Source organism: Klebsiella sp. TF21-TM (assembly GCF_019753495.1).
In the GTDB taxonomy this organism is placed as follows: domain Bacteria; phylum Pseudomonadota; class Gammaproteobacteria; order Enterobacterales; family Enterobacteriaceae; genus Klebsiella; species Klebsiella quasipneumoniae.
Window position 1 is genome coordinate 76,499 of the sequence record NZ_JAIJYL010000013.1, and the last position, 11,029, is coordinate 87,527.

Annotated in this window: 11 protein-coding genes; 3 read left to right on the top strand and 8 right to left on the bottom strand. The window is 60.3% G+C overall.

What is annotated here, in order from left to right; genetic code table 11:
• Position 1 precedes the first annotated feature (1 nt).
• Both acpT and K5R89_RS14315 read left to right on the top strand, forming a co-directional pair.
• Positions 2-589: a 4'-phosphopantetheinyl transferase AcpT gene (acpT, locus tag K5R89_RS14310; RefSeq protein ID WP_221853868.1), complete on the top strand. Its 588-nt coding sequence runs from the start codon at positions 2-4 to the stop codon at positions 587-589.
• Positions 590-689: 100 nt separating this feature from the next.
• On the top strand, positions 690-1,739 hold the full coding sequence (locus K5R89_RS14315; RefSeq protein ID WP_004202085.1) for an AI-2E family transporter: 1,050 nt from the start codon (positions 690-692) through the stop codon (positions 1,737-1,739).
• Here the strand turns inward: K5R89_RS14315 and arnF are convergent.
• The 8 genes from arnF to K5R89_RS14355 form a co-directional block, all read right to left on the bottom strand.
• Positions 1,736-2,116: a 4-amino-4-deoxy-L-arabinose-phosphoundecaprenol flippase subunit ArnF gene (arnF, locus tag K5R89_RS14320; RefSeq protein WP_050534009.1), complete on the bottom strand. Its 381-nt coding sequence runs from the start codon at positions 2,114-2,116 to the stop codon at positions 1,736-1,738. The genes K5R89_RS14315 and arnF overlap by 4 nt on opposite strands.
• Positions 2,116-2,454 carry a 4-amino-4-deoxy-L-arabinose-phosphoundecaprenol flippase subunit ArnE gene (arnE, locus tag K5R89_RS14325; protein WP_023291259.1) on the bottom strand — a complete coding sequence of 113 codons (339 nt, stop codon included), beginning with the start codon at positions 2,452-2,454 and terminating at the stop codon, positions 2,116-2,118. Before arnE ends, arnF begins: the two co-directional genes overlap by 1 nt.
• Positions 2,451-4,106 (bottom strand): lipid IV(A) 4-amino-4-deoxy-L-arabinosyltransferase, encoded by a 1,656-nt coding sequence (arnT, locus tag K5R89_RS14330; RefSeq protein ID WP_087827784.1) that lies wholly within the window; start codon positions 4,104-4,106, stop codon positions 2,451-2,453. Before arnT ends, arnE begins: the two co-directional genes overlap by 4 nt.
• Positions 4,106-5,008 (bottom strand): 4-deoxy-4-formamido-L-arabinose-phosphoundecaprenol deformylase, encoded by a 903-nt coding sequence (gene arnD, locus K5R89_RS14335; RefSeq protein ID WP_048298527.1) that lies wholly within the window; start codon positions 5,006-5,008, stop codon positions 4,106-4,108. Before arnD ends, arnT begins: the two co-directional genes overlap by 1 nt.
• Positions 5,005-6,990, bottom strand: coding sequence for a bifunctional UDP-4-amino-4-deoxy-L-arabinose formyltransferase/UDP-glucuronic acid oxidase ArnA (gene arnA / locus K5R89_RS14340; protein ID WP_087827785.1), 1,986 nt, complete (start codon positions 6,988-6,990; stop codon positions 5,005-5,007). The genes arnD and arnA overlap by 4 nt, the downstream gene beginning before the upstream one ends.
• Complete coding sequence (gene arnC / locus K5R89_RS14345) at positions 6,987-7,970, bottom strand: undecaprenyl-phosphate 4-deoxy-4-formamido-L-arabinose transferase (RefSeq protein WP_023291263.1); 984 nt, start codon at positions 7,968-7,970, stop codon at positions 6,987-6,989. Before arnC ends, arnA begins: the two co-directional genes overlap by 4 nt.
• Before the next feature lies 1 nt (position 7,971).
• Positions 7,972-9,111, bottom strand: coding sequence for a UDP-4-amino-4-deoxy-L-arabinose aminotransferase (gene arnB, locus K5R89_RS14350; RefSeq protein WP_023291264.1), 1,140 nt, complete (start codon positions 9,109-9,111; stop codon positions 7,972-7,974).
• 396 nt (positions 9,112-9,507) lie between these two features.
• Positions 9,508-10,014: a phenolic acid decarboxylase gene (locus K5R89_RS14355; protein ID WP_171005040.1), complete on the bottom strand. Its 507-nt coding sequence runs from the start codon at positions 10,012-10,014 to the stop codon at positions 9,508-9,510.
• 97 nt (positions 10,015-10,111) lie between these two features.
• Between K5R89_RS14355 and K5R89_RS14360 the strand changes: the two genes are divergently transcribed.
• Positions 10,112-10,972, top strand: coding sequence for a LysR family transcriptional regulator (locus K5R89_RS14360; protein ID WP_050534014.1), 861 nt, complete (start codon positions 10,112-10,114; stop codon positions 10,970-10,972).
• The last annotated feature ends 57 nt before the right edge of the window (positions 10,973-11,029 follow it).

Genomic DNA, 11,029 nt, shown 5'->3' on the forward strand with positions numbered 1-11,029 from the left:
AATGTATCAGCTTTTTCTGGGTAAGATCTCCGCCCTTAGCGCCCTGCCGTTACCGCCTGCGTTGATGGCGCAGGCGCCGGACGGACCGCGACGAGCCAGCTGGCTTGCCGGCCGCGCGCTGCTGGCGCAGGCGGGTGCCCCGCTGACGGACATTCAGCTTGGCGAACAGGGCAAGCCTGCCTTCCCCGTCGCGCGCAGGCTGTGGTTTAACCTTAGCCACAGCGGCGACGATATTGCCCTGCTGCTCAGCGATAAAGGCGAGGTGGGTTGCGACATCGAAGTGATTCGCCCGCGCGAAGGCTGGCGCCGCCTGGCTAACGCCCTGTTCAGCGAAAGCGAGCACCAGGAACTGGCGCAGGCTTCGCCGGCGCAGCAGCTCACGGTCTTCTGGCGTATCTGGACGCGCAAAGAGGCGCTGGTGAAACAGCGCGGCGGCAGCGCCTGGCAAATGGCCTCCGTTGACAGCGCCTGTCACGGCCCGCTGTCGCTCAGCCAGATTCTGCACGATGGGTTAAGTATTGCGGTCTGTACGCCGACGCCGTTCACGCTGACGGACGCGCGCATTCAACATTTCAGCGGCGTGGTTTAAGCGATCAAAAGATGATGGCGGAAAAGCCGCTCGCCTTTCGGAATATTGGCAGCCAGCGAACCGCTACACTTATCAGGCGCGACTCACAAAAGGAATACCTATGTCCCCTCCGCAGGCTGATAAAGCCGGGCTCCATATTTTACTTAAGCTGGCGGCGCTGGTGATTATCCTCGCCGGGATCCACGCCGCCGCCGATATTCTGGTGCAGCTCCTGCTGGCGCTGTTTTTCGCTATCGTCCTCAACCCGCTGGTCACCTGGTTCATTCGCCGCGGGGTGCGGCGCCCGTTCGCCATTACGCTGGTGGTGACGGCAATGCTGGTCATGCTGACCGCGCTGCTTGGCGTGCTGGCGGCGTCGCTCAATGACTTTGTCGCCATGCTGCCCGATTTCAACCGCGCCCTGACGCGTAAGATCGTCCAGCTCCAGGAGTATCTCCCCTTTCTCAACCTGCATATCAATCCGGAGCGCATGCTGCGACGTATGGATTCAGAACGGCTGATGACCTGGGCCACGACGCTGATGACCCAGCTTTCCGGGGCGATGGCCAGCATTGTGCTGCTGGTGATGACGGTGATCTTTATGCTGTTTGAGGTTCGCCACCTGCCCTACAAACTGCGTTTTGCCCTCAATAACCCTCGCCTGCATATCGCCGGGCTGCACCGGGCGCTGAAAGGCGTCACCCACTATCTGGCGCTGAAAACGCTGATCAGCCTGTGGACCGGCCTGATTGTCTGGCTGGGGCTGCTGGCGATGGGGGTGCAGTTCGCGCTGATGTGGGGGGTGCTGGCGTTCCTGTTGAACTATGTGCCGAATATCGGATCCGCCATCTCCGCCATCCCGCCTATGCTGCAGGCGCTGCTGTTCAGCGGCATCTATGAGTGCCTGCTGGTCGGGGCGCTGTTTCTGGTGGTGCATATGGTGTTGGGCAACATGGTGGAGCCGCGCATGATGGGCCACCGGCTGGGGATGTCGACCCTGGTGGTGTTCCTGTCGCTGCTGGTCTGGGGCTGGCTGCTGGGGCCGGTGGGAATGCTGCTCTCGGTGCCGTTAACCAGCGTCTGTAAAATCTGGATGGAGACCACCGTCGGGGGCAGCAAGCTGGCGATCCTGCTCGGCCCGGGGCGCCCCAAAAGCCGGCTCCCCGGCTAGCGGCGTTTCACCGGCCAGAAGATGGTCAATACGCCGGCGACGATAACCGCCACGCCCAGCAGCGATTGCCAGTGGAACGGCTCATGCCAGCCGGGCAGCCAGATGGCGGCGGCCCAAACGAGGATATAGCTCAGGCTCAGCAGCGCATACGCTTTCGACAGCGGCAGACGGTGGAGGGCAAAGTACCAGCAGACCATCGACAGCAGGTAGCCCAGCAGGCCGAAAAACAGGCCGAAGGTGCCGGGCTGGAGATGCAACAGATGCTGGAGAAACGCCAGAATATCGGTCAGCGGCGGCAACACCACCATAGCGCTGCGCAGCAGCAGCTGCGCGCCGCTGACGAGGCCGACGCTGAATAATGCCCAGAGAAAGCCCATCAGACGCTGGTCCCCAGAATGACAATACCCACGACGATCAACCCGACGCCAAACCAATGGCGGGGAGCGACCGGCTCATGCCAGATGCCCCAGCCCGCGAGGGTGACCCAGACGAAGTTCAGACTCAGCATCGGATAGGCGATGCTCACCGGAATTGACTGCAGGACGCTCAGCCACAGCAGCATGCCGCAGCCGAGGCATAACAGCGCCATCCCCAGCCAGAAGAGTATATGACGACTCCGCCGTCCGCGACGGGACGGGCGGGTCGCCTGTTTCTGGCACAGCTGTCCGGCGCAGCTCAGCAGGCTGGCGAACACCAGACAGATCCAGACGCTCATTGCGGCAGATACTGAAGGAAAACGACCCGCCCCAGCTCGTAAGCGTTATCGGGTTTCGGTAACGGTAAGTCGAGCATACTCTCTCCTTTATCCATCAACAGCACCAGCGAGACCGGCCCCTGCTGACGATGCGCGGCCAGCCAGTCGGCAAACCCGGCCTGGCTGACAAAGCTTCCCTGAGCGTCCGGCCAGTCGAGACCGTACTTCAGCTCACCCTGTTTGTCGAACATAATAATATCGCTTCGCTTCAGCTCCCAGGCCAGGCCGCCGGCGATCCCGACGTTGTTGGTCAGGACGTAGCGGCTGGGCTGCAGGGATTCGCTGACGATATCCACGAGGAACTGCGGCTGTTTGCTGTCGATAACCCGGTCCGGGATGGCGAAGCCCACCAGCAGCGCCAGGCCGAGCGGGCAAAGCGCCGCCAGGCTCCAGCGGCGGCCAGCGTCTTTCATCGCCAGCCAGCCCATCAGCGCCCAGACGGCGAAGGCGATCGCCGCCAGCAGACATTTATACAGCTCAATCTTGGTCCACACCGGCTTGTGCATCACGCCCCAGGGCGAGACCACCAGCACGGCGATCAGCCCCAGCAGGCCGACGCCCAGGTTGATAATCCCGTTGACCCGTAACGCTTTCGCGCCGGTCTTCGCCGCCTCCAGCGCGTAGCGCGCCATCAGGATCGACAGCGGCGCAAAGCACGGCAGGATATAGGTCGGCAGTTTGCCTTTGGCGATACTAAAGAACAGGAGCGGCATCGCCACCCAGCCTAACAGATACAGCGCGCCGCGGGCCTCATCGCGCTCAAGCCAACCGCGCTTCAGCGCCCCCGGCAGCAGGGCCAGCCACGGCAGGCTGCCGGCGATCAGGAACGGGATGTAGTACCAGAACGGCGCTTTGTGCTGGGCGTCTTTTTCGGCGAAACGCTGAATATGCTCGACCCAGAAGAAGTAGCGCCAGAAGTCCGGCTCGCGCTGGGCGATAGCCAGCCCCCAGGGCAGCACCACCAGCGTACAGACGACCACCGCCAGCCAACCGTAGGTCAGCACTTCACGCCAGCGTCGACGGGCTATCACCCACGGCAGAACGCCCACTACCGGCACCGCCAGCGCAAGGAAGCCTTTGGTCATCACCCCCATACCGCAGGCGACGCCCAGCAGCGCGTAACCCAGTATTTTGCCGCTGCGGCTCTGCGCCTGCGTCGCGCCCCAGAAACTGCACATCGCCAGCGCCAGCCACAGGGTGATCATCGGGTCCAGCACCGCATAGGTGCCAATCGCATACACCAGCATCGCGGTGAGAAAAATCACCGGCGACAGGACAGCTACCTTTTTGTCGCGAAAGACGCGCCACGCCAGCCAGGCCACCAGCACGGCGGTCATGGTGATGGCGAAGACCGACCCAAAGCGTACGCCGAAGTTATTATGGCCAAACAGCCATTGACCGATACTGTTGATCCAGTAACCGGCAATCGGCTTTTCGAAATAGCGCAATCCGAGAAAATGCGGCACCACCCAGTCGCCGGTGGCCAGCATTTCACGGCTGATCTCCGCGTAGCGGGTTTCATCGGGTTGCCAGAGCAAACGGAAATTAAGCGGCAGCAGGTAATACAGCGCAAACAGCGCAATCAGAGAGACGCCATAGCGAATGCTTTTCATCAAACACCCGAAGTCAGTAATTGTTCACGTCCGAGCCAGCCTTCCCGGCCAGCCAGTTCACCCCGAACCACTTTGCCAGACGGCAGCTCGCTAAAGTCAGCGGGCAACAGCTGGCTCAGTGGGCAAAACTGAATTTCTTCTTCCGCCGCCATGGTCAGCAGTTCATTGAACTGATCCGCGTAGGCAATGCCTTCCACTTCGGCGTGAATGGTATAGACCGGCACGCCCGGGTCGCGATGGATGCAGTCGAGGAGATAGCGGTTAAAGCCGGCGATATCCACCGCCGTGCCCACCGCCTCGTCCCAGGTCGGCAGCGTGACCGGGATCTGCACCGTACCGGAGACGCCGCTGCCGAGCTGGGGCAGAAACGGCCGCGTGCCGCGACAGTCGCTGTTGTAGAGGAAATCGAAGGATTCTTTGGCTTTTACCACTCGCTGATCGGCGCGCCAGCCGGCGACAGCCGAGCAGGTGACCGGCCGGCCGATAATGCGTTCGAGCTCCAGCAGGCCGCGCTCAACCTCCAGCGTCAGCCGTTCCTGCGGCCAGACGCCGCTCCACGCCTGCCAGCTGTAGTGGTCCCAGGCGTGCAGGCCCACTTCATGAGACTCGGCGGCGGCGCGGATCACCGCCTCGTTCCCCGCGCCGATGCGGCGTCCCGGCCACGCGGTGCCGGCCAGCAGAATATCCCAGCCGTACAGCGAGGCCGCTCTGGAGCGCAGCATCTTCCACAGAAACTTCGGTTTTACCAGGCGCCACAGGTGGCGCCCCATATTGTCCGGCCCGACGCTGAAGAAGAAGCTTGCCTGGATCCCGTGCTGACCCAGCAGGTCCAGCAGCCGCGGAACGCCGTCCCGCGTGCCGCGAAAGGTATCGACATCTATGCGTAAGCCGACCTGTTTCATGGATGTTTAGCGTCCACCAGTTCAACCGTGCGCAGGAAGAAGTCCAGCGTATGCTCAACGGTCTCTTCCATCTCCACCTTCGGCTCCCAGTTCAGGCAGCGTTTGGCGTTGCGGATGCTCGGTTTGCGATGCTCAACGTCCTGATAGCCCTTGCCGTAATAGTCGCTGCTTTCCACTTCGCGGAAGCCGGCAAACGGCGGGAAGCGATCGCGCAGCGGATGGCGTTCGAAGCAGGCCAGCAGCATCTCCGCCAGCTCTTTGATGCTTGCTTCGTTATCCGGGTTACCGATGTTGATGATCTGCCCGTCGCAGCGGCCGTCTTTGTTCTCGATGATGCGGAACAGCGCTTCGATACCATCGCTGATGTCGGTGAAGCAGCGCTTCTGCTTACCGCCTTCGATGAGCTTGATCGGCGACCCTTCCACCAGGTTGAGGATCAGCTGGGTGATGGCGCGGGAGCTGCCGATACGCGCGGCGTTGAGGTTATCCAGACGCGGCCCCATCCAGTTGAACGGACGGAACAGAGTGAACTTCAGGCCATTCTTATCGCCGTAGGCCCAGATCACGCGGTCCAGCAGCTGCTTGGAGACCGAGTAGATCCAGCGCTGTTTGTTGATCGGCCCGACCACCAGATTGGAAGTGTCTTCGTCGAAGTTTTTATCAGTGCACATGCCGTACACCTCCGAGGTCGACGGGAAGATGATGCGCTTATTGTATTTCACGCAGTCGCGGATGATCTTCAGGTTCTCTTCGAAATCCAGCTCGAAGACGCGCAGCGGGTTGCGGGTGTACTCGATAGGGGTGGCGATGGCCACCAGCGGCAGCACCACGTCGCATTTCTTAATGTGATATTCGATCCACTCGGAGTGAATGCTGATATCGCCTTCCACAAAGTGGAAACGCGGGCAGTCGAGGAAACGGCTGATGGCGTCGGAGCCGATATCCAGGCCGTAAATCTCATAGTTGTCGTCCTGCAGCAGGCGTTCGGTCAGATGGTTACCGATAAAGCCATTGACGCCGAGGATCAGCACCCGGGTGCGACGCTTAACCGCCACCACCGGTTTGCTGCTGATCACCGCCCCGGACACCAGGCCCAGCCCCTGCGCCAGCTGGGCGCCCTGCATGTACACCCCGCGTTCGGTCTGGCCGGTGACAATCTCCAGCGCCCCCTCCTGGCACGCCACGATCAGCGGCGCAACGGAGATAACGGTACCCGGCCTGGCTGCCGGCAGATCATGACGGACGCGGGATTTCCAGACGATAAACTTGTTCGCGCCGGCGTAGCCGAAGGCGCCCGGCCACGGATCGGAGACGGCGCGCACCAGATTGTGCAGGGTCTGCGCCGGCTGCCCCCAGTCGAGGCGGCCATCTTCCGGGGTACGACGCCCTACATAGGTCGCCTGGCTGTGATCTTGCGGACGTTCATCGGTGGTTCCGGCGAGGATCGCCGGCAGCGCCTGGCCCAGCAGCCCGGTGGCGGCGGCGCACAGCTTGCGGTGCAGCGTCAGGGCGGCGTCATCCGGGCCAATCGCCACGGCCTGCTGGGCGACGATATCCCCCGCGTCGGCGCGGTTCACCATCCGGTGCAGGGTGACGCCGGTTTCGCTTTCGCCATTGACCAGCACCCAGTTCAGCGGCGCGCGGCCGCGATATTTCGGCAGCAGCGAACCGTGCAGGTTAAACGCCCCTTTCGGCGCGAGACGGAGGATCTCATCGCCCAGCAGATTGCGGTAGTAGAAGGAGAACAGCACGTCCGGCTTCATCTCGCGGATACGCTCAATCCACAACGGATGGTTCACGTCTTCCGGCGCCCACACCGGAATGCCCTGCTCGGCAGCAAGGCGCGCCACGGAGCCAAAGAAATGGTTTTCGCCAGGGTTATCCGGGTGGGTGAAAATAGCAGCGATATCATACCCGGCGTCCAGCAGAGCCTGGATACCGGTGCAGCCCATATCGTGATAAGCGAAGACTACGGCTTTCATGAACGATCTTCCTCTTTAGATGCCGTTTCCGGCTGGCGAACAACACGTTGAATAAAGTAGCGGGGACGCGCGCGCACGTCGTTATAGATGCGTCCGATATACTCCCCGAGCAGGCCCATACCGATAAACTGGGCGCCGATGAACATAAACAGCACGGCGAAGAGCATAAACACCCCTTCCGCCGCCCACTGCGGGCCGAAGGCCAGACGCAGCACCACCAGCAGCAGGCCGAAGGCGAAGCCCAGCAGGGCTATCACGCTGCCGAAAATGCTGAGCAGACGCAGCGGCGTGGTGGTCAGACAGGTCACCAGGTCGTACATCAGGTTGATCAGGCGCATAAAGCTGTATTTGGAGTCGCCGAATTCACGCTCAGCGTGCATCACCGGGATCTCCACCGCGCGACGGGCGAAGGTATTCGCCAGAATCGGGATAAAGGTGCTGCGCTCGTGGCAGTTGAGCATCGCGTCGATAATGTGGCGACGGTAGGCGCGCAGCATGCAGCCGTAGTCGCCCATCGCTTTGCCGGTGGTGCGCTGGATCAGGCGGTTGATCATCTTCGAGGCGGTTTTGCGGAAGATGCTGTCCTGACGGTTCTGACGGACGGTGCCCACCACGTCGTAACCTTCATCCGCCTTCGCCACCAGCCGCGGGATCTCTTCCGGCGGGTTTTGCAGGTCGGCATCAAGGGTAATAATCAGATCGCCCGTCACATGGCTGAAGCCGGCCATGATCGCCGAGTGCTGGCCGTAGTTACGGTTTAACAACACGGCGACGACGTGACTGCCTTCCGCCTCGGCGGCTTCGGTGAGCATGCGCGCGGAATCGTCGCTGCTGCCATCGTCGATCAGCAGAATTTCATATTGCCGCCCCAGCGTGGCGCAGGCGGTTTCCGTACGACGAAGCAGCTCCGGCAGGCTATCCTGTTCGTTATAAACCGGGATAACCACCGAGACCTTCTTCACGGGAGGGTAAGTAAGCATATCAACGTCCTGACAGCTGGCGCAGTGCGGAAATGACGCGAGTGACATCGTCATCGGTCATGTCCGGGAACAACGGGAGAGAACAGATGCGGGCGCTGTTCCATTCGGTATTCGGCAGGGAAACCTCAGGGAAGCGCTCGCGGTAATATTTTTGCGTATGGGCCGCACGGAAGTGCAGACCGGTGCCGATACCCATCGCCTTCAGCTTTTCCATCAACGCGTCGCGGCTGATGCCGCACGCAGCCTCATCGACGCGGATGATAAACAGATGCCAGGCGTGCTGGTGATCCCAGGCCGGGACGGTCAGGGGCGTAAACGGCGTGTCCGCCAGTTCGCGCAGATAGCGCTGGGCAATTTCCGCCCGCCGCTGGTTGGCGTGAGGCAGTTTTTCCAGCTGGACCAGCGCCAGCGCGGCGTTGATGTCGGCAAGGTTGTATTTAAAGCCCGGAGCGATCACCTCCGCCTGCGGCGCGCGGCCGTGGGTCTGGCGGTCATAGGCGTCCACGCCGAGGCCATGGAATTTCAGGCTACGGATGCGGGAGGCCAGCTCGTCGTCGTCGGTGACAACCAGCCCGCCTTCAGCGCAGGTCATATTTTTGATCGCGTGGAACGAGAAAATCGCGGTCCCCTGCCAGCCTACGTGGCGGCCTTTATAGTGGGTCCCCGCCGCATGGGCGGCGTCTTCGATCACCGGGATGCCATGGCGCTCGCCCACCGCGCGAATGGCGTCGATATCGGCTGGCGCCCCCGCGTAGTGCACAGGAATAATCGCTTTGGTCCGCGAGGTGATCGCCGCTGCCACCGCCTCAGGGGTGATCATCAGATTGTCGTTATCGACATCGATCATCACCGGCGTGGCGCCCAGCAGGCAGATCATATTGAGGGTGGAAACCCAGGTCTGGGACGGCGTAATGACTTCATCGCCGGGGCCAATACCCAGCGCCATCAGGGTCACGTGCATCCCGCCGGTCGCTGAACTGACGGCAATCGCGTGGCGGTTACCGGTCAACTGGCAGAATGCCGCTTCAAGTGCCTGATTCTTCGGCCCGGTGGTGATCCAGCCCGACGCTAAAACTTCACGCAGCGCTGCCAGCTCTGCGTCGCCCATCGACGGGCGCGAAAAAGGCAAAAAATCGCTCATCATCATCCTGTTCTGTAGATGACCCACGCACAAATCAGGGTCGTTAGAATAAAATATCCTGCGCCTGTGGACTTAAACGAAATTAAAATGAAGTGAGTTCAGCGCGGCATTCCATTTCAGGGTATTTCGACCACTATTAATGTAGTTGACCTTGCTTAGGATAATATTAAGAAATTAATCTTTTCTCAGCACAGCCAAATAAATCATTAATAAACAGAATGATAGGTTTTATTTATGGCAGAATTTTGACAAAAAAACGTTCCTGTCTGGAAAAGCAAACAGGAACGCTATCGCGGAAAGTAAACGGGGGTTAAACCAGATAACAATTAATGACGCTGTCTTTGTCACGCTTGATGACAAAAAGTTAGCGCAGATCACAAAGTTATTTCTGCTTAATTACAAATTTGCAGGAAAATCCGCAGGCAATTTACTCGCCGGGCAATTAATTACCTCATCATTATCTGCGCCACAGTCGCGAATGAAGGTGATGGTGGCGAACTCGTCAATCACTTCTGTCGGGTAGGCCGGGCCGGCATCGCGGTAAGAATTCATCAGCGGAATGTGATCGTTCTGGAAGCAGACGGTTTTTTCCGGGTTATTCATGATCCAGCGCGGGAAGAAGATGGTGCCGTGGAACAGTTTATCGCCCAGGTTGACGATCAGGCTCACGTCGGTACCGGTCGGTTCGGTCCAGGAGATTTTGTAGATACTTTCCCCCACCCGCACGATGTACGCTTCCTGATCTTTCACCCAGCGATTGCCGACGATGCCGCTGTGAATACGGTAGTCGAGGGTGTGGCCGTTTTTGACGTAAATTTCGTAGTTCCAGCCGTTGTCGTAGGTGTAGACCAGATGTTTACCGATAAAGCCGCTGAGGTCATGTTTGTCGAAAGTGCTCATCATTTATTCTCCTCTGTGTTGTTGAGGACAGCATACGTCTTTAAAAATTGAATGAATAACGCTATGTTTGGATTAAATACATCCAAATTTTAGATTGATTATGCACAAGACAACCCTGGAGCAGTGGGCATTACTGGAAAAGGTAGTGGAACTCGGGAGCTTTGCCAGAGCGGCGGAGGAGACCAACCGCAGTCAGTCTTCGGTGAGCTATAACCTCGCGCTGCTGCAGGAGCGCTTAGGGGTGGCGCTGCTGGCGCCGTCCGGTCGGCGGGCGGTGCTGACCCCGGCCGGCGAACTGCTGCTGAATCAGGTCAAACCGTTGCTGCAGGCCTTCGCCTACGTTGAGACGCATGCTGCCACTCTGCGCAACGGGGCGCGCACCCGTCTGGACCTGGTGGTCGACAGCATTTTCCCGCGCCAGCGGCTGTTCGCCATTTTGCGCCAGTTTCAGCAGCGTTATCCGCAGACTCAGGTCAGACTCACCGAAGTGCTGGAAAATATTGATGACGAGGGCGCGGCGCGAACGGAAGCCGATGTCATGGTTCTGACCCGCCGCCAGGATATTACCGGCCGCGGAGAGTGGCTGATGAATATTGATTTTATCGCCGTCGCCCACCGCGACCATCCTCTCGCCGCCCTCGACGGTCCGCTGGAGGATAGCGCGCTGGCGCCATGGCCGCTGGTGCGCATTGCCGACCAGACCGGCGATGGCCAGGCGACGCGTGACGCATGGACCTTCTCCACCATTGACGCGGCCATTGATGCGGTGATGTATCAGGTCGGTTTCGGCTGGCTGCCGGAAGAGCGCATTCGTTCCCATCTCGATCAGGGCGTGCTGAAGCGGCTGCCCCTCAGCCACGGCGCGCGCCGCGCGACGCCGCTGCATCTGATCGTCAAGCGGGATCTGGCGCCGATCGACGAACAGGTGGCCACGCTGCTGGGGTTGTTCCGGGCGCCCTGAGGGGTAAGTCGGCGCCTGCCCCTGCGCATAATCATACGGATTACTTATACTTTCCGG